We start from the raw sequence: 18,258 nt of genomic DNA on the forward strand, positions 1-18,258 counted from the left end.
ACATCCATCGCCAGATCGTGCAGCTTGAGGATGTCATTGCGGATTTCCGGGGGATTGTGGTGCTCCCGATCGTTCAGATGGCCACGCATTTTATCGAGTTCGTCGACCGCGTGAATGAGCGACAGTGTGTCCAATCCGTCCTGGAGCGCTTCCAGTTCTTTGTCGGTGATCTCCGCCATCTCAGGCCTCCAACGCCTTGAGCGCGTGACTCCGGAGCGCGCCGTCTGGACCGATATAACGATATAGAGTCGCGCGGCTGATATCGAGCTCTCGGCATAGCTGCGCCACGTGGGTGTCCCGATTGGCCATGGCGGACTGCGCGAGACGGATCTGGTTCTTGGTCAGCTCGAATTTGCGCCCGCCATGGCGACCTCGCGCCCGGGCAGCGGCGAGGCCGGCCATGGTGCGCTCGCGGATCAGATCTCCTTCGAATTCCGCGAGAGCGGCGAAGATGCCGAAGATCAGTTTCCCGCTCGCGGTCGTGGTGTCGATATTCGCACCCTGGCCGGTCAACACACACAACCCAATATTGCGGTCAGAGAGACCGCGGACCGTGTTGACCAAGTGCTTGAGGTCCCGTCCGAGGCGATCGAGCTTCCATATATATAATGCGTCGCCCTCGCGGAGCGCTTTCAGGCAGGCCTCCAGCCCAGGGCGATCATCGCGCTTACCCGAGGCTTCGTCTTGATAGAGGTGTTCCTGCGCCACGCCAGCGGCGGTCAGAGCGTCGATCTGCAAATCCAGCGTCTGTGAGCCGTCGGCCTTGGATATGCGGGCGTAGCCCAGGTTCATGATAGTCTCACAAACGAACGTATGCGCGACTTTGAGGAACAGCCCTCAAGCGGCATTCGAGCGTGTATCATATCCCGTATCGGAAATAAAGTTTAGCAAAGGGGTGTCGTTCCAAGAAAACGAGACACCTAATGCCCGAATGCAAATCCTCACTGTCGCCGAACAGCATGTGTTCGGCACGCCGCCCATTTTCAACGCCGCCCAGCGAAAGGCGGTCTTTGATCTGCCCCGCGCCCTCCAGAAGGAAGCCGAAAAACTGCGCGATCCGATCCATCGAATCGGCTTCTGGGTGAACGCTGGGTATTTGGGGCTCCGTGGGAATTTCTTCAGCCGTGTACGCTAAGCGATTTGGCGGCGGCAGAGGGTAACGACAAACAGGTGATTGTCGTGCTTGGCGTGTGACCAATGGTCTAGAATATCCCGCGCGACAATCCCTGTCGGATCGCTACGGTGTGCGTCAATGTCCGATTCGGGGTTTGTCGCACATGCTGGTCGGTTACATGCGGGTGTCGACCAATGATGAGCGCCAATCGGTCGACCTGCAGCGTGACGCCCTGCTCGGCGCAGGGGTCGACGAGCGGCACCTGCATCACGATCGCGCCTCGGGGGCGCGAGATGACCGGCCCGGCCTCAAGGCATGCATGGCCGACCTGCGCGAGGGCGATGTCCTTGTCGTTTGGAAGCTCGATCGGCTCGGCCGGTCGCTGCCGCACCTGATCCGGATCGTCGAGGAGCTGAAACAGCGCGGGGTCGCCTTCCGATCGTTGACCGAGGCGATCGACACGACGAGTGTGCATGGCAGCTTCCTGTTCAACCTTTTCGGCACGCTCGCCGAATATGAGCGGGCGCTGATCACCGAGCGCGTCAACGCCGGGCTCGCGGCGGCGCGTCGACGTGGCCGCAAGGGCGGCAGGCCGCCCACGATCGATGCGGAGAAGATCGACCAGATTTTGGCGGCGTTGGAGGGCGGTGCCAGCAAGGCCTCGGTGTGCCGCAGCTTCAAGGTGCCGCGCTCGACATTGATCGACATGCTGAAGCGGACCGGATGGGCTGGGGCCGGGACGGCCGACAAGCCCGCAATCACCGGCTGAAGGAGCGGATCGCGGGCATGGCCTTCCTGGACGCTCAGGCGCGAGCGGTCCTGTTCGAGCCTCCCGACACCCACGAAGAGGCGCTGGCGCGCTATGCGCTCACGCCGGAGGACGTCGCCTTCGCCAGGCGTCGTCGCCGATCGCACAACCGGCTAGGCTTTGCGGTGCAGCTGGCGCTGGTGCGCGATCTCGGGCGGCCGTTGCGCCCGGGCGAGACGATCCCGGCTGCCGTCCTGGATACGGTCGCCGACCAGATCGGCATCGATCCGGTCGTGTTCGAGCTTTACGCCCGGCGTGACGAGACCCGCCGCGAGCATCTGGCCGAGATCGTGGCCCAACTGGACCTGCGCACGATGCGCGAGCGGGATTACCGATTGTGCATCCGCGCGGCGACGACAGGTGCTGTCGCCACGGAAAAGGGTGAACCGATCGTACTCGCCGTGATCGACGCGCTGAAGGCCGCGCGCATCGTCGTCCCGGGCGCGGGCCCCACCCAGGGCCTCGAACACAGTTTGCATGGAACCTCCCGTCGATCGGTCGGCCCGGCTGCTGGCGGCAATCCCTCATGGACATAGCCCTCCCGTTCTCGAAAACAGCGTTTTCGAGTTGACTTCACGTCCGATCTGCGGGAGGCTTGTTCTTGCGACAGAACGCGGGTTGCCTCCCGCAAATCAGACTTTCCGAGAGCCCGGCCGCCAAGCCGGGCTTTCGTCGTTTTGGCCCTAGCGGTGCCACCCGCTATGATCGCCACGGCGAATCGGCGAACGAGTCCGCCGACACCAAAGCCTGTCAGATTCCGATAGCGTTGGGAAGTGCGCTCTATAACGCTGGTGCAATAGGCCAATTGTGCACGTGTTCACACATTCACACATTCACACGTGAACTTGTTCACTTCTCGATGGGCTGATTGTACTTCTGGAGAATGTCGAGAACGGCCTCGGTTAACATCGCCTCAATCGTGCTATCTTCCTTGACGGCGAGGATCGCAAACGCTCGGGCAATCGCCGGATCGAAACGGCCAGCGATCGACTTCTTGCCAATGCGATTGCGCTGGCGACGCGGGGCTTCGATCGGCAGCATCGGTTCGTCGGCCTCCGTTGCCGTCCCGGCCGGTTTCCTGGCGTTTGTCGATCGTGCCACCCCCAAGCTCCTAATCTTTGTGTTCACACACTCACACGTTCACATATCCACACGTGGACAACTATCGCTCGCCGAACGGATGCTTGCCATGCTGGCGCATGAGTAAGTCGATGGCTTCGCCAAGGAGAGCCTGCAACGTCGTTCCCTGCTCGGCCGCCAGCATATTCAGACCGCGACTGACCTCCGGGCTGAAATAGGCGCTCACTGCCTTTTTGCCTTGCCGGGTCGCGGCGCGCGAGGCGGGCATTGCCGCTGCCGCGTCGGGACTTTCGCCGATCGCGCCCGCCTTCTCCGCCCGTTGCTGCTTCATCGCGCCAAACTTACTCATGCCGCGCCCCGCTTTTTGTTCACTCGTGAACGTGTGGACACGTTCACCTGTTTGCTTGTCCACGCCCATAGCGCGGCGACCTCCTCGGCCGCTTTGCCTGCGGGTTCTAGTTCGATCGCGGTTTTCCCCTGCGCCGTGCTGTGATGGTAGATCGCCCGCTGGGTGAGCATGACGGGAGCGACGTCCACGCCCATGCCGGCGACGCCATCACCGCCCTCGATCAGCTCGCGCGCATCCCGGTAGGTCGTCGGCGCGCGCTGGGGGCCGCCCATGAACAGCACGAACGCGGGCTTACCGGCCGCCTGCACCAGCTCGGCCGTCATCTCGACGGCCTTGAGGTCGAAGGCTTGCGGACGACAGGGAATCAGCACCAGGTCCGCCACCTTGCAGGCTTCCCGCGCCATGATGTCGGCATGGGGCGGGGTGTCGATCACCACCAGATCGGCACCGAGTTCGGCCGCTTGCTGGAGCTTGCGGGGCAAGAGGGAAGGGGAGGCGCAATCGACCACCTCAAGGTCCGACGATCCGCGCCACTCGCTCCAGTGGCTCGCCGTCGCCTGCGGGTCGGTGTCGAGGATCAACGCGGTAAGCCCCGCGCCAGCGCCGGCCGCGGCTAGGTGGATCGCCAGAGTAGTCTTACCCGCGCCGCCCTTCTGGCTGATGACGGTGATGACCTTCATGCGAACCCCTGAACACGTGAACGTGTGGACTTGTGAACACGTTCACGTGTGGACGCTTCATGCGTCCAGGTCAAGGCGACGATCGCCGTGCGGATCCTCGCCCCCGCCAGCCGATCGGAACCCGGCAGGGCCAAGACCGCTCGCGGGCTTGGGGAGCGGAGCGACTGAGAGCTGCGGTGCCGCGTAGCGGCAGGTGCCAATCGTTTCAGGCCGGGTGAAGGTGAAACCCTGCTTGCCCGCCGGGCTTGCGCGGCAGCACGGAAACGGACACCTGCACGTCGCGATTGAGCCGATCGAGGATCGTCATCAACCGGTCGATGGTGAAGCCTTTGAGCTTGGCCTGACGGATGCGCGAAAAGTCAGCGGCGGCGACACCGGTGATCTTCTCGGCCGCACGAACGGTCAGATTGTCGGTCGCGAGCGTCTTGCTGATTTCAGCCGCTAGGATTGCGCGGAGCTGGCGCTGTTCGGGTTCCTTCATGCCAAGGTCGGCATAGACGTTGCCGGTGCCTCGGATCAGCTCGAAGTCATCGTCGTCGGTCATTGCAGCACCTCCTTCAAACGCTTGATGCGCTCTCGCACCAGGTCGATTTCCTGCTTCGGGGTGGCGATCCCGCTCTTGGACTTCTTCTGGAAGGCGTGAACCACCCAAATGTCGTCGTCGAGCTGGAGCGCGTAGATCACCCGGAAGGCGTCTCCCCGTTCCTTGATCGCCAGTTCCCATATTCCCGAACCCAACCCGGTCATGGGCTTGGCGATTTCCGGCGTGTCGCCCTCGGCGATAGCCGTGAGGGCGTCGGTCGCTTGGTCCTGCGCGTCCTCGGGAAAGCGGCCGAACTCTCTGAGCGCGCCCTTGATCCACGAAATGTTACGCAGGGCTTTTCGATGCATTGGCGCAAATGTAGTTGTTTTTCACAACACGGTCAAGGGACGGGTGCAATGATCCGGCGGCAATCGGCCGGGCCGAAGGCCAGGCCCCAAGGGTTAGGTGGGTGGGACAGACACGCGGGCCGCCGGAACGGCAGCCTTCATCAAGCCGGGCAGGGCAGGGGGCTATGCTCCCGCCGATCGCGCCCGATGCTGGCGCAATACGCGCTGCACGGTCGATCGCGACACGCGGAACAGGTTGGCGAGCTGGGCGGGGGAGCCTTGGCCGGACTCCGCCTTAGCGATGATCTCGGCACGCTGCTGGCCGGTAAGGCTCGGCCGGCGTCCAAGGTGCTGGCCGGCTTTGCGGGCGTGCGCCAGCCCGTTCATGGTGCGCTCGCGGATCATGGCGCGCTCGAACTCAGCGAACGCGCCTAGCATCTGCGTCATCAATCGACCGGGGGCGGTCGTGGTATCGATCGCCTCCGTCACCGATCGGAACCCTGCGCCTGCGGCGGTGATCGCCTCAAGGGTGAACAGTAGATCGCGAAGCGAGCGCGATAGCCGGTCGAGCTTCCACACCACGAACACGTCGCCGGCCTTCAACGCGCCGATCGCACGCTCCAGCTCGGGACGGTCAGCTCGGCCGCCCGATGCCTCCTCCTGGTAGATGGGATCACACCCCGCATCGCGGAGCGCGCGAAGCTGCGGGTCTATGTCCTGGGAGTCACCTCGGGACACGCGGGCATAGCCGATTTCCATGCTGTCATTCTGGCACGGGGTTTTGACACCTGCAAACCCTTGAAAAAGCTGGGGCAGGGTGTTGGTGTCAAAACCGACCGGTTGTGACACCCAGTCGCTTCTCGAAAACCGCTCCCGAGAATGCTCGCCCCGTCTCGCCGGCTGCTCCCAAATCGGGAGAACTGCGGCACTCCCCGCAGCGGAGGTTGCCTTACGCGACAACATAAGAGCTGCTGTCTGCACACGCGTACCCATTGCTCGCTCACGGACACGACAGGGTCCTACCTGTGTGACGACAGTTATGTTGGCCGCCTGACGACAAACGAGATGGCCGGATCGTGATACATTTGTGTCAGCTTTGCCCCCTGCGATCGCAGGGGGCAAAGCTGATGCCAGGTGAGTGGATCACGGACCGCCAGTACAGGCGGTATATGGAACGTAAACAGCAGGGTGACACGCAGGTGCTGGCGGCGAGCCGGGCCGGGATTAGTGAACGCAGCGCGCGCCGGATCAGCGCGGCAGCATCATTACCAAGCCAGTGTCGCAAAGCGCGTGGACGGACGCGGCCAGACCCGCTTGCCGATGTGTGGGACGGAGAGAGCAAGAGAGGACTGCTGGATGTGTGGACAGAATCAAACCGCACAGGATAGCGACGGCGTCGCGGACAATTCTGATCCCGACGCCTGGTTCATCCTGTGGATCCTCACAGCGGCGATGGTCATCAGTTATGCGGATCGTCAAGCGCTCGCGATCCTCGTTCAACCCATTAAGACCGATCTCGCCATTTCGGACACGGCAATGGGGATAGCCACGGGCTTCGCCTTTTCAGCATTTTACGCAACGTTTGGGTTGGTGATCGCTCGGATGTCGGACCTGTACGGCGGGCGAAAGGTGATCATAGGCTCTCTGCTAATCTGGAGCGTGATGACCGCTTTGTCCGGCGCGGCCCAAAACTTCTTTCATCTGATCGCTGCTCGATTTGGAGTGGGTGCCGGCGAAGCTGGGGTCGCACCGGCATCTCACGCCATCCTCGCGCGGCTATTTCCGCCCGCGCGGCGCAGCCTGCCGCTTGCAATCGTCAGCGCCGGCGGACCAGTGGGAATTATTCTTTCTTTGCTTCTCTGCACAACGATCGAGCAGCGTGTCGGCTGGCGCCTCACCTTTGTGCTCATGGGCGTGCCGGGAGTCTTGCTTGCCCTGGTTTTTCTGATCGTGCCGCGTCTGAAGCAAAGTAAAGTGCTCAAGCCGCCTCAGGATCACATACCTGCGGAACAGGCCCGAGTGCTACAGATGCTCGTTTTGAGCCCAGCATTCTTGAGCGTCAGCTTCACTCTGGCAGGATTGGTATACCTTTCTTTCGGCCAGGGCCAATGGCTCCCAGCCTATCTTGAGCGAAGCTTCCACCTTTCGCGATCCAACATCGGCGTAGGCCTTGCCCTTACGCAGGGCCTTGGGATGATCTTCGGGATCGTTCTCGGAGGCGCGGTAAGCGATTGGGCCTCCGAACGAGCTCCCTTGATGCGGGCGCTCCTAATCGTTGGCGCGCTTGTTTTAGCCGGGCCACTCACGATCTCGATCTTTCTGGTAAAGTCCTCTTGGGCAGTTTTTACGCTAATTGGCATCGCGACCGTCTTTACGGCGTTACCAACAGGCGCTTTGTGGGCTTCTGTTCAGGACAGGCTAACCGACTCCGCGCGCGCGACCGGAGCAGCATGCGCAACTCTTATTGGATTTATAGTCGGACTTGGATTTGGACCTTTCGCTATAGGGGCGGTCAGCGATGCACTGACCGTAAACTACGGGAGCGAGTCTCTACGCTATGCTCTTCTTATATCGACATCTGCTGCAGTCCTTCTTCTTCTACCACCAATGGCCGGTGTGGTGTACTTTGCAAGGAATCAAGTTATCGATGTTTAGAACGGATTCCTTTCAGTCTGGGTTATATCCGCACGAGCTGAAGTAGTTGGCGCATTCCTGCGGCTCGAAGAGGTCGACCAGTTTGCCGATGAGCGACAACAGCCCGGACACGGTGCGCTCGCCTGCCTTGTGGAGATGGCCTTGAGGCGAGCAAAGGCCTTTTCGATCGGGTTGAAGTCGGGGTTCCGCTGACAGGATGCGCTCGGAGAGCGCCTTCTCCAGCTCGTCGAGCAGACCGTAGCGGACTTCTGCCGGTGGCGGTTGGCTGACTTGACAGAGCTCGGCGGCTTGTTCATTCAAATCCGAAATCGAATAACCTCCTGCAACGATCGGAGGTTAGTTGGGGAGAGGCATCATGAAGAATGCGCACGTTTCCGTAAGCATTGCGCTGCTCCTTGCCGGATCGGCGATGCCTGCTCTGGCTCAGGACATCGGAGCGGCCCCACCCGAGGAAAGTCAGCCCAGCGCCGGTATCGAGGACATCGTCGTCACCGCCACCCGTCGCGAGGAGCGTTTGCAGGAAATTCCGGTGACCGTCACCGCGCTCACCAGCGGCGCGATCGCTAGCGCTGGTGTTATCGACTTACGCAGCCTGACAACGCTGGTGCCCGGTTTCTCGGGCAACCGCACCACGTCAGTCATCCTGCCCGTCATCCGCGGCGTCGGCTCGGGCGGCGTCTCGGTCGGCGATGAGCCGAACGTTGCCACCTACATCGACGGGATCTACCAGCCGGACGCCTTTTCGAACTCGACCGAGCTCGTGGAGATCGAGCGCGTGGAAGTGTTGCGCGGCCCGCAGGGCACCGTCTTCGGCCGCAATGCCACCGGCGGCCTGATCAATGTCATCACGCCGGAACCTAGTTTCTCCACGCGCGGCCGCATCGCGGCGCGCTACGGCCGGCTGCGCAACGACTCGAGCGACTACGACGTGCGCGGCTATTTCACCACCGGCCTCACTGAAACGATCGCGTTCGACTTCGCTGGCCTCTACCGCGAGACCGATCCCTATATCGAGGATCTCGCGCTGGGCGAGGATCTCGGCTGGATCCGCGTCTTCGACGCGCGCAGCAAGCTGCTGTTCCAGCCGAGCGACACGGTCCAGTTCATCTTGACGGGCGGCTACACCAACCAGAAGAGCAACATCAATGGGTCGCAGCCGATCAACGACAATACGATCGGCAAGTCGCTGCCCGGTGTGCTTCTGCCACAGGAAGCTTGGCAGTCATCTTCGAGCCTGGAGCCGCGGATCGACTACGAAAAGGTGAGCTTGTCCCTGCGCGGCCGGATCGAACTCGATGCCTTCAACATCGAGACGGCAACCGGCTATATGCACAATTCCGGCGTGCAGTTCATCGATTCCGACGCCACCAACCTCGACTTGGGGCAGATCAACCTGCCGAGCATCAAGGCAGAGGCGATCAGCCAGGAGGTCCGGCTGTTGTCGACGGGCAGTGGGCCACTCAACTGGCTGGTCGGCATCTATGCCTTCCAAATGAAAGGCAGTTTCGACGCCGACTTCGCCGTTCCCAACCCGGCCGGGCCGACTACGCTGCCGCTGATCCACACCTACCTCTTGCCGAAGACCAAAACCACCTCCTTCGCCGGTTTCGCGGAAGGTACATATGCGCTGACCGACGCGCTGTTCCTGACCCTCGGCGGCCGCTACACCACCGAGAAGCGCGAGTTCATTCAGATCGTAAACGGCGCTGTCGTGCCGCCGGGCTGGGTAGACAAGCGCTTCAACCGCGCAACCTACCGGGCCGCGCTGCGCTATCAGTTCACCGAGGACGCGAACCTTTATGCAAGCTACGGCACCGGCTTCAAGAGCGGGGTGTACAATCTGCTTTCGCCCACGAACGTGCCGGTTAACCCAGAGAAGATCAAGGCCTGGGAGGCCGGCCTGAAGGCAGACCCCTTCCGTTGGCTACGCACCAACTTCTCTGTTTTCCACTATGACTATAGCGACCTGCAGGTGCAGGCGCGCAACGCCGCCGGCAGCGGCTTCGTCCTCCTTAACGCCGCAAGTTCGGAGATTTACGGCGGCGAAGCGGAAGTGACGATCGTCCCCGGCGACGGGCTGAACATCCGTAGCGCCATTTCCTATCTGCACGGCAAATATACGGATTTCCCGGGCGCACAGGACTTCATCCCGCTCGCGCGGGGCGGCAATATGCCTGCGGTGACCGACGCCTCCGGCAACCAAGTTATCAGGTCGCCGCGCTTCACCGCCATGATGGGCATCGACTGGCGCACCCCGCTGGCCGGCGGCGAGTTCGGGGTGTCCGCCAATTTCTTCCACAGCAGTCGCGTCTTTTATGACGCGCCTAACCGCTTCTCGCAGGATCCCTACGAGATGGTGAGCGGCGAGATCAGCTGGACCCCCGGCACCGAGGGTCTTCGCTTGAGTCTATGGGTAACCAACCTCACAAATGCGAAGGTCGCGCAGCAGGTCCGCCCGAGCCCACTCGGCACCGATGCCCTCTACGAGAAGCCGCGGGTCATCGGCGTCGGCGCGCAATACAAGTTCTGAGTTCGACTTTCCGCATTTTGTTGGCCGATGAGTCGATCTCGACGCTGGTGTTCGCGGGAGAACTTGCCGAACTCCCCACGCGTCATATTGCGTGAATCGGGGTGGGGGATGTCAAGGGTTAGCGATGCGAGCTACCCACCTAGACAAGGTCAAACGGACCATTTGGGGCCGGTTACCTGATCTCGATGTTGCGGCTTCCAGCGAGGTTGACGTGAAGCATTTCGATGACCTCTGGAACGACGCGCCAGGATTCTGAGAGGATTTGTGAGGCCTGTGCATTGATCGCGGCTATGCGCTCGTCTTCACTGATCATGGTGGTACAGTGGGCAAGGATCGCGGTCATAGCGATTCCGATCTCGTGATGGCTTATAAAGGGCTTCCAGTCGTCAATGCTCAGGCGCATGCCAAGGTAAAATCCGTTGGCGAAGTCTTCGAGCAGCACCTCTTCATCATCTGTGCGCATGAAGACGGGTGCATAGCGTTTTGGCCCACCTGACAGCGTCGCACCGATCTGACTGTATCGGTGGAAGATCGTGTTTCGGACAGCGCTCTGGATGCTGCCATCGGGCGCATCGGCGATCTCACGACCAACTATGGGCAAGAGCCATTGCTCAGGAGGTATAAACTGTGGCGAGACGACAAGCGCGGCCAGGTAACCGTCGATCATTGAGACATTGGCAGCCTGCGGGTCGAGATTGGAAAGCCAGTCTTCCAGCTTCTCGCGCGTGAGGATCCGCGCTGTCCCCGGCTTGGCGGACCGCTTGAACCGGCTGCTACTCATGCTGCCAGTTGCACCTTAGGCTGATCAGCAAGCCTCCAGTTCCAGGCGAGAAGCTGATCGAGTTCGTTATTTTTAACTTCGCCCGATACGATGCGCGTCAGCACATCATTGAGCCAAGTGAAGGGATCGTGTCCGTTGAGCTTGGCAGTCTGAAGCAGCGAGGCGAGGACGGCCCAGCTGTGCGCGCCGCCATCATTGCCGGCGAACAGACTGTTCCGTCGACTGATGCCAATGGGTCGCATTTGCCGCTCGATCATATTGTTATCCACCTCGATCCGGCCATCGTCGAGGAACAAGGTAAGGCCACGCCAATGCCCTTGAGCGTAGCCGATATGCTCGGCAAGCTTCGAAGTGCTCGACACGCGTTCTCCCGTGTCGTCGAGCAGCCGCTTAAGATCTTCCATGATCGGCCTGGATTGCGCGGCCCGGACTGACAGCCGGTGTTCGGCGCTGGCACCGCGGATCTCTGCCTCGGTTTTATAGACGCGGCCAAGCATGCTGATAATCTGCGCAGTGATCGGCGATTGCGTGCTTTTATGCAGATCCACAAAGCGCCGCCGCAGATGCGCAAGGCAGAAAGCCAGCCTTATCTTCCCGGCTTGGCGGCCCGGATCCTCAAGAGCCTTGTAAGCGGTGTACCCATCGACCTGCAGCACGCCTGTATAACAGCCCAGTTGCTCAGCGATGGCGCGATGACTGCGGGATCGGGCATGCACATAACAGACCGCTGGCGGTGCTGGCCCATTCCAGGGGCGATCGTCTGATCCATGGGCCCAGAACTGATCGATTCTGACCTGACCCCGCCCCGGATCAATGACCGGCATGCGGGTCTCGTCGACATGGATCCTGGCTTGACTATGGATGAAGCGCAGTTGTCGATCGTAAAGACCCTCGAGCCACCAGGCCGCAGACTTGACCCATCGCACCGGTGTCGAACGATCGAGCACGAGGCCATGGCCTGCCAGCATCTGGGTTTGACGGTAGATCGGCAGATACCAAGCGAAGCGCTGGGTTACGATCCAGGCGATGAACGATATCGTCGCCATGCCGCCTTCGATCATCCGCCGTGGCGCGGGTGCCTGGATGATTGTGCCTTCGCACGCACGACAGGCATATTTCGGGCGAACCGTCTCGATAACACGCAATATAGCGGGCACGATGTCGATGGCTTCGCTGACATCCTCGCCGATCCGATGCATGGTGCCTTGGCAGCAAGCACATTGCGTGCTTTCCGGCTCGATAATATGGACAACACGGGGAAGATGCTTCGGCAAGGCGCCGATATTGCGTTTGGGCCGGGATCTGGACGAAGACGCGCCATCGTCATTGGCTGCCAGTGGTGCGGCAAGTTCGCTCAGATCTCCCAGATCGAGGCGCGCCTGCTCGGCAAGAACGAGGCTGGCTTTTTCTGAACGTGGGCCAAAGAGCATCGCTTTGTAGGTGCCCAACAGGCTGTTGGCGGCAGCGAGCTCAGCCTCCAGTTCGGCGACTTTCTGCCGTAGCGCATCGAGCGCTCTGCCAGGATTTTCCGGTGGCTCACTCACCCACTATTCATAACGCGCAACGGCTCAAAAGCCCAGCAAAATCCCCATTTCCTAGCCTGCCATCGTCGGTTTTCTCACAGGGTTTTCCTCCAGCCTGCGCCAGTCCATGCCGCCTAAAAGCAGTGTCATTTGTGCGTGACTGAGCTTTATCACGCCGCCTTCGACAGGCGGCCAGACGAACTTGCCGGCCTCAAGCCATTTGGTAGCCAGTATCATCCCCGATCCGTCAAAATGGATAAGCTTGAGCCGGTCCATCCGCTTGGACCGGAACACGAAGACGTCGCCGCAATAGGGATCTTTCTTCAGCGCATGGGCGACCAACGCCGCCAGCTTGTTTATGCCTGCCCGGAAGTCGATAGGGCCTGTCACCAACACGACCTTAAGGTCACTTCGATCGCCGATCACTTAAGTCGCAGTGCGTCGAACACGGCTCGTAATAGGGCACCATCGACGGCACCGCGCACATGGACGCGAGCGCCGCCGATCTCCACTTCCAGTGCCGAGCTGGTCGATGCCGAACCGTCCTCCATCGTCAGCGGAATGAACGAGATCGGCTCCATGCCACCACGATCGCGCACCATTCGTCGCCAATAATGCAAAAGCCCAAGGCTCACGCCATGGCGCCGTGCGACCGCCGAGATATTCGCGCCAGGCTCAAAACTTTCCGCCGTGATCTTCGCCTTCTCCTTGGGATCCCATCGGCGTGGGCCTCGCGGCGCGCCAAGAACATTGGCACTGTGCGAGCTCGGACCCCCACTATGCGGCGCATAGGTCAAATCGACACTCGCACTGTGCGCCGCATGGTTCAAATCTCCTGCAGCACTATCCCTCTCGCCGTCCAATGCCACAATCCACCTCGCCGATTACACACCGCCGCGGTCTCAGATTTTTATTGCCACTCGTCTATGTGGGATGCTCGCATCGCTAACTGTCAAGGCGCGCTGCCGCCGCTTTCAAAAGCGATAAGCCGCACCAAGGCCCACCTGGCGAGGACGCTCGAAGATTGCGTCGGTGCCGAGTGCGCCTGGACGTAGCGTCTGAACATAAGCCTCATTGGTGATATTTTTCGCCCAAATCGAAAAGCGCCAGGCCTCGTTAGGTGATGTCCATGACATTTCGCCGCTCAAGGTCGTATAGGGCTTTTGTGACGCGAGATTGAGGAAGTCGTAATAGACCCGCGCACTGTGGAAGAGGTTGCCAACGATTTGAAGCCTTCCGCTCCCGACGTCGCGGCCCCAATCAAACCCAAGGTTGATGGTATGGCGCGGAGCGCGAATCATATGGTTGCCAGAAGCGTCCGAAGGTACCACCTGATTGCCCCCGGTAGGCCGTGGGACGAAACCCTGCGCGGCGGGGAAGCTGGTATATTCGGCGTGCGTGTAGACTAGTGCGCCGCGCAGGTTGAGATCCTTGGTCACTGCCGCGGTGACTTCCAATTCGCCGCCGTAGATCTCTGCGTTCGCAGCATTCTGCAAGATGTAGCTAACGCCCGCAGCGTCACGAGCCTGCACCTGTAGATCGTTATATTTATACCGGTAGATCGAGAGGTTGGTACGCAGCCAAGACAGTGGGTCGGCTTTCAGGCCGATTTCGGCCGCCTTGATAGTCTCGGGTCTCGTCGCGGTGCCTAGAACGCCCAGCTCATTAAAGACGCCACTCTTGAAGCCCGTTCCGTAGCTCGCATAGACATTCGCGCTGTCTGCAAAATTATATCGTAGCGCGACGCGATATGTCCATTTGTTGAATGAAGCTTTCGCTCTACCGAACGGCAGGGGAACCAAGTTTCGTAGTGTCGTAAATCTTCGCGTTTCTTCCGTATAACGCACACCAGCTGTCAGAAAAAGCGAGTCTATGACCTCGTATGTGCCTTCTCCAAAAGCTGCGTAAGATTTTACCTTGGAACTCGGATCGAGCCGCGTGACGGTAACTGGTTGCCCGGGACCGGCAGAGTTCTGAAGTTGGATATTCTCGAATCCGGCGTCGAGTTTGAAGAAATAAAGACCGGCAATCCATTTAAACCGACCGCGGCCGGTCGAGAGGAGCCGTACTTCCTGACTGAAGGATTTGCCGGACGTGTCAAATGGAATTTGACCTAACAGGATGTTCGATGCGTCGGAATCAGTAAATTGTTTGCCGTTGTTGTCAATGTAGCCAGTAGTGGTCTGGAGGCTGACAGATCCTAGGTCAAACGCGGTGTGCAGGTTGATTGTCACCTGCTCGTAGTTGGATATGGGCACTTCTGTCAGCGACGCCTCCCACGGGCCCTTCGGCAAGATGACGCCCGGAATAGTCGCGGCCGCAGTGTTGCTTCCATAAGGCCGAACCGTGTTCACGCTGCTCTCATGATCGACATAATTGGCCATCAGGATGATGCGTGCGGTCTCGCTAGGCTCGAACAGCAGCTTGCTACGCACATTGAACATCCGCGAATCGCCCAATCCGCCCCCGCGGACGAGATCAGTGATGAAGCCGCCATTATCACGGTAGAGGCCAGCAAAATCCATTGCTATCTTGTCGTTGAGGCCGCCGGTCACGTAGGTCCGTAGGTCAATTTCATTGGCATCGTTGCGCATGCGACCGAAGCGCGCCTCGACGCGACCTTTCGTCGTAAAGCTTGGATCGGGCGTAATGACGTTTACAAGGCCGCCTGTCGCGTTCCGGCCAAACACTGTCCCCTGCGGACCACGCAAAACCTCGATACGCTCGATTTCAACAAGATCAAGCGAGCTGGTGAAGGAGAACGGATGATAAACGCCGTCAATATAGGTGGCGACATTGGCTTCGTCAGCCATGCCGACGCCGCTCGATCCAACGCCCCGGATCGTCGGCTGGTTCACGCCGGAGTTCCGCCCTCCCTGAAAGCCTGGGACAACGAGGGTGAGTTCACGAAGAATGCCGACTCCCGCGCCACCGAGTGCCGCGTTCGTGATTGCCGTGACGGCCACCGGGACGTCTTGAAGCCGCTCTTCACGGCGGGTCGCCGTTACGACGATATCCTCTAGTCCGCCACTAGTCTCAGCAACAGCGGGGGTCCTATTGGGATTGGCGTCCGGTGATTGAGCGTCCGCGCCAGAGTCCTGCGCAAACGCTGTTCCGCTTGCGGAGCAGGCAAGTACCGCCAAGGCACTCAAGATCTTCTTGAACATTGTAAATCCCCCAAATCGCTTATTAGTATTTATATTGATGCTTCGTATAAAATGCTCGTTTCCGGCGGCGCGCCTCTGACCAAATCAATGAGCTCCAGGGGATTTTCTGGTTCGGAATCCCCGCGCCACGCGATATGCTGATCGGGCCGTGAGAGCACCAGTTTGCAACGATAGATGTCGCCCCCACCGCCCGATGAAAGATCTAAGATGGTGAGCGGCACGCCGCGTTGCGCCGCAGCTTGGCTAAGCCCTGTCACGTCAACGGCGGGGTCGAAACGCAATAGCGTGAACTCCGAACCCATCCGATCATAGAGAGAGACTCCACCGTCGAGCCAAAGATGCGGTGTGCGGCATCCGGGAACGGTGGAGGGGTGATAGATCAAGAGATCGTATGCCGGTGCGGCTTCGCCATCATAGGCGATGACCGGAGATTCTTCATAGTAGGTGCCGAAATTTAAGCCAAGGCAGGCGAACTGGCCAACATTGGCGTCATAGAGATAGCGTCCGGCTTCGGCGCGGATCCTGTCGCCTGCTGGTCCATCTTCAATCAAAGTCGCTGGAGGATTCTTGACCAGATCTGTGTCCAGATTGCTGAGCGCGATCGCCATGACGACGCGTGATACCTGATCGGTGACGGGATGGCGTTCAACCTCATAGGCGCGCAGCAGCCCGGGATCGCCCCACCCATTGATCACTCCGGCAAGCTGCCACGAAAGATTCATGGCATCGGCGATCCCGGCGTTCATCCCATAGCCGGCAAAGGGTATCCAGATGTGCGCCGCATCGCCGGCGATGAAAATGCGGCTGTCGCGAAATCGGCTCGCGATCAGCCGGCGTCCGTACCAGTCATCGATAGATATGATGTCATATTCAAGATCGCCACCTACCGCTGCGCGGATCGCGATTTCCGGGTCGACCGAATCAAAATCCGGCGCCCTGGACGGCAGCCAGATGTGGAAGGCCCAGAGGTCCGTGCCATTCATTGCAACCACACACCCGAACCCGCCCGGGTTGACGAACCAGGTCATCCAAGCTGGTTTGTTATGCAGCATTCCCAGAAGCGCGGGCGCGCGAACCAACACGGACCGTGTGCCCGAAATGACGCTGGCTCCCTCGAAACTGGCGCCGATGGCCTTGCGAATGGTTGATACACCACCGTCGCATCCGACCAGATACTCGGCTCGGAACAGCAACTCCTTATCGCTGCCCGCAACGCGCGCCCGCACTATGACACCGCTATCGTCCTGCGTCGTTTCGATGACCTCGTGATCGTAGAATATACGGATACGCGGAGATGCCTGTATGTGGCGCTGCAGGATAGGTTCGAAGTACATCTGGTTACAACGGTGCGGCGGCTCTGGCGTTGGCCAATCTGAATCGGCATAGCCGACACTGCCGAACCGATCCGCGCGCGCGGGGATGCGGATACGCGTCAATTCGTGACCGGTTAGCGTGGTGACATAAGCGACATCTTGTGGGTAGTTCGCAGGTAGGCCAGCGTCGCGAATTTCAGCCGCCACACCCAGACGCCGGAAGATCTCTAGCGTGCGCGCGGAGATATGATTGCACCGTTGACGCGGTGGCGCATGCTCCGCGCGCTTTTCGACTACGGCCACCTCCACCCCGCGCGATGCCAGGTCAAGGGCAAGTGTCATCCCAACTGGCCCCGCACCGACTATGAGCACTGAAGTCTGCACTGTCTGAGCGTCCGCCGCCATCGATCATCCCCCCGCTCACGCCGTTTCTGAACAATTATTTCCTTGGGCAATGCGTTGCACGCTGTGTATATATTATGCATATGAGGTGCAAGGGGAGTGGCTTCGCACTCGTAATAGCGTTTCATCTCTAATGAAGCGCGGCGGTCGATAGCCCCGATATCCGGTGTTTCTGCGTCGACCCCAATGTACAACTTGTGCTATTGGCAGTGATGAGAGGCTTCGTATTTTACGGGCCAACCACTCAATTTCACCCATCATCTTTATGTCGGCGCGGTCCACTATCAAGTGCAGACCTGCATCCGTCGTTTCACACCCTCAATTCAGTCGCAAGGCGGTGTCATAATCCTGTCCTGGGCCGATGATCCGATGCACGAAGATGCAATCCGACTCGACAGAATAGAGAATTCCATATCCCTTGTGGGAACGACGCCTGATCCCATGCTGTTCATAGCGCGGGACCAGCGGGAAGGCGCGGGGCATGTCGCCTATGCGTTTCGCGGTGCCGCGCAGATCGTCAACGAATGAGATCGCGCGTGCGGGATTGTCCTTCTCGATATATCTTCTGATGCCTTCGAGGTCGCGCGTGGCCCGTGTGGACAGCGTGACCTTCATTGACGCGATTCACCGCTCGCCGTTTTCTGAATATCGGCAATGAGAGTGTCACAAACTTCGTCGAGATCATGACCGCCACCGGCCTTCATCTCCTGAAGGCTTTCATCAATCGACGCATCGAGTTCCTTCAGCCAGCGTTCTTCGTCAACGATCGCGCTCTGATCGCGGCGGATCAGGTCGCGCATATAATCGCTGACGCTGGCATATTGGCCGCTGTCGATCCGGTTCTGCACATAGTCCCGTAGGGGATCGGGCAGGGAAACATTCATGGTAGCCATCGGTTGATACCTCCAATCACCCCTATATGGCAAAGATTGCCACGACATGCAATCATGCCCCTCTCGCCGTTCTTGTCGATGCTGCTTTGCTAT

Annotated in this window: 20 protein-coding genes and 1 pseudogene; 5 read left to right on the forward strand and 16 right to left on the reverse strand. The window is 60.0% G+C overall.

Annotated elements, in window-relative coordinates; all coding sequences use genetic code 11:
* Positions 1 to 180 precede the first annotated feature (180 nt).
* Positions 181 to 792: a recombinase family protein gene (locus HHL26_RS22335; protein ID WP_169576760.1), complete on the reverse strand. Its 612-nt coding sequence runs from the start codon at positions 790 to 792 to the stop codon at positions 181 to 183.
* Between the two features lie 103 nt (positions 793 to 895).
* Between HHL26_RS22335 and HHL26_RS22340 the strand changes: the two genes are divergently transcribed.
* The 3 genes from HHL26_RS22340 (at position 896) to HHL26_RS22350 (ending at position 2,458) form a co-directional block, all read left to right on the forward strand.
* Positions 896 to 1,135: a DUF4158 domain-containing protein gene (locus HHL26_RS22340; protein WP_157035899.1), complete on the forward strand. Its 240-nt coding sequence runs from the start codon at positions 896 to 898 to the stop codon at positions 1,133 to 1,135.
* 142 nt (positions 1,136 to 1,277) lie between these two features.
* Entirely contained in the window at positions 1,278 to 1,883 is a 606-nt protein-coding gene (locus tag HHL26_RS22345) for a recombinase family protein (protein ID WP_169576761.1), read from the forward strand.
* 17 nt (positions 1,884 to 1,900) lie between these two features.
* On the forward strand, positions 1,901 to 2,458 hold the full coding sequence (locus HHL26_RS22350; protein ID WP_052757593.1) for a DUF4158 domain-containing protein: 558 nt from the start codon (positions 1,901 to 1,903) through the stop codon (positions 2,456 to 2,458).
* A gap of 313 nt (positions 2,459 to 2,771) precedes the next feature.
* Here HHL26_RS22350 and HHL26_RS22355 read toward each other — a convergent pair whose 3' ends face one another.
* From HHL26_RS22355 to HHL26_RS22380, 6 genes are all read right to left on the reverse strand, one after another.
* A complete protein-coding gene (locus tag HHL26_RS22355; protein ID WP_046766319.1) occupies positions 2,772 to 2,963 on the reverse strand; it encodes a ribbon-helix-helix domain-containing protein in 192 nt (63 codons plus the stop codon).
* A gap of 121 nt (positions 2,964 to 3,084) precedes the next feature.
* The gene (locus tag HHL26_RS22360; protein WP_046766318.1) at positions 3,085 to 3,351 is read right to left on the reverse strand and encodes a ribbon-helix-helix domain-containing protein; all 267 of its coding nucleotides are present in this window, start codon (positions 3,349 to 3,351) and stop codon (positions 3,085 to 3,087) included.
* Positions 3,348 to 4,031 carry a ParA family partition ATPase gene (gene parA, locus HHL26_RS22365; protein ID WP_046766317.1) on the reverse strand — a complete coding sequence of 228 codons (684 nt, stop codon included), beginning with the start codon at positions 4,029 to 4,031 and terminating at the stop codon, positions 3,348 to 3,350. Before parA ends, HHL26_RS22360 begins: the two co-directional genes overlap by 4 nt.
* A gap of 205 nt (positions 4,032 to 4,236) precedes the next feature.
* Entirely contained in the window at positions 4,237 to 4,575 is a 339-nt protein-coding gene (locus HHL26_RS22370) for a helix-turn-helix transcriptional regulator (RefSeq protein ID WP_046766316.1), read from the reverse strand.
* Positions 4,572 to 4,922: a type II toxin-antitoxin system RelE/ParE family toxin gene (locus HHL26_RS22375; protein WP_046766315.1), complete on the reverse strand. Its 351-nt coding sequence runs from the start codon at positions 4,920 to 4,922 to the stop codon at positions 4,572 to 4,574. The genes HHL26_RS22370 and HHL26_RS22375 overlap by 4 nt, the downstream gene beginning before the upstream one ends.
* Positions 4,923 to 5,084: 162 nt before the next feature.
* The gene (locus HHL26_RS22380; RefSeq protein WP_046766320.1) at positions 5,085 to 5,660 is read right to left on the reverse strand and encodes a recombinase family protein; all 576 of its coding nucleotides are present in this window, start codon (positions 5,658 to 5,660) and stop codon (positions 5,085 to 5,087) included.
* A 597-nt stretch (positions 5,661 to 6,257) separates the two neighbouring features.
* On the opposite strand from HHL26_RS22380, the gene HHL26_RS22385 reads away from it, so the two are divergent.
* Positions 6,258 to 7,556, forward strand: coding sequence for an MFS transporter (locus HHL26_RS22385; protein ID WP_046766314.1), 1,299 nt, complete (start codon positions 6,258 to 6,260; stop codon positions 7,554 to 7,556).
* Positions 7,557 to 7,568: 12 nt separating this feature from the next.
* On the opposite strand, the pseudogene HHL26_RS22390 reads toward HHL26_RS22385, so the two are convergent.
* Positions 7,569 to 7,738 (reverse strand): annotated as a pseudogene (locus HHL26_RS22390) (transposase); the annotation flags it as partial.
* Positions 7,739 to 7,911: 173 nt separating this feature from the next.
* Between HHL26_RS22390 and HHL26_RS22395 the strand changes: the two are divergent.
* Positions 7,912 to 10,086 carry a TonB-dependent receptor gene (locus HHL26_RS22395; protein WP_169576762.1) on the forward strand — a complete coding sequence of 725 codons (2,175 nt, stop codon included), beginning with the start codon at positions 7,912 to 7,914 and terminating at the stop codon, positions 10,084 to 10,086.
* A gap of 172 nt (positions 10,087 to 10,258) precedes the next feature.
* Here the strand turns inward: HHL26_RS22395 and HHL26_RS22400 are convergent, their stop codons facing one another.
* The 8 genes from HHL26_RS22400 to HHL26_RS22435 all read right to left on the reverse strand — a co-directional run bounded on the left by HHL26_RS22400 (position 10,259) and on the right by HHL26_RS22435 (position 18,165).
* On the reverse strand, positions 10,259 to 10,867 hold the full coding sequence (locus HHL26_RS22400) for a UPF0149 family protein (protein ID WP_046766278.1): 609 nt from the start codon (positions 10,865 to 10,867) through the stop codon (positions 10,259 to 10,261).
* Positions 10,864 to 12,411, reverse strand: coding sequence for an IS66 family transposase (locus tag HHL26_RS22405; RefSeq protein WP_046766279.1), 1,548 nt, complete (start codon positions 12,409 to 12,411; stop codon positions 10,864 to 10,866). The genes HHL26_RS22400 and HHL26_RS22405 overlap by 4 nt, the downstream gene beginning before the upstream one ends.
* 51 nt (positions 12,412 to 12,462) lie before the next feature.
* Positions 12,463 to 12,816 (reverse strand): IS66 family insertion sequence element accessory protein TnpB, encoded by a 354-nt coding sequence (tnpB, locus tag HHL26_RS22410; RefSeq protein WP_046766280.1) that lies wholly within the window; start codon positions 12,814 to 12,816, stop codon positions 12,463 to 12,465.
* Positions 12,813 to 13,253: a transposase gene (locus HHL26_RS22415; RefSeq protein ID WP_194229680.1), complete on the reverse strand. Its 441-nt coding sequence runs from the start codon at positions 13,251 to 13,253 to the stop codon at positions 12,813 to 12,815. Before HHL26_RS22415 ends, tnpB begins: the two co-directional genes overlap by 4 nt.
* Before the next feature lie 111 nt (positions 13,254 to 13,364).
* Positions 13,365 to 15,557, reverse strand: coding sequence for a TonB-dependent receptor (locus HHL26_RS22420; RefSeq protein WP_169576763.1), 2,193 nt, complete (start codon positions 15,555 to 15,557; stop codon positions 13,365 to 13,367).
* 29 nt (positions 15,558 to 15,586) lie between these two features.
* Complete coding sequence (locus tag HHL26_RS22425) at positions 15,587 to 17,275, reverse strand: FAD-dependent oxidoreductase (RefSeq protein WP_169576764.1); 1,689 nt, start codon at positions 17,273 to 17,275, stop codon at positions 15,587 to 15,589.
* A 315-nt stretch (positions 17,276 to 17,590) separates the two neighbouring features.
* Complete coding sequence (locus tag HHL26_RS22430; RefSeq protein WP_169576765.1) at positions 17,591 to 17,887, reverse strand: type II toxin-antitoxin system RelE/ParE family toxin; 297 nt, start codon at positions 17,885 to 17,887, stop codon at positions 17,591 to 17,593.
* Positions 17,884 to 18,165 (reverse strand): type II toxin-antitoxin system ParD family antitoxin, encoded by a 282-nt coding sequence (locus HHL26_RS22435; RefSeq protein WP_169576766.1) that lies wholly within the window; start codon positions 18,163 to 18,165, stop codon positions 17,884 to 17,886. Before HHL26_RS22435 ends, HHL26_RS22430 begins: the two co-directional genes overlap by 4 nt.
* Between the last annotated feature and the right edge of the window lie 93 nt (positions 18,166 to 18,258).

Origin of the sequence: Sphingobium sp. TB-6 (assembly GCF_012927365.1) — a bacterium.
Taxonomy (GTDB): domain Bacteria; phylum Pseudomonadota; class Alphaproteobacteria; order Sphingomonadales; family Sphingomonadaceae; genus Sphingobium.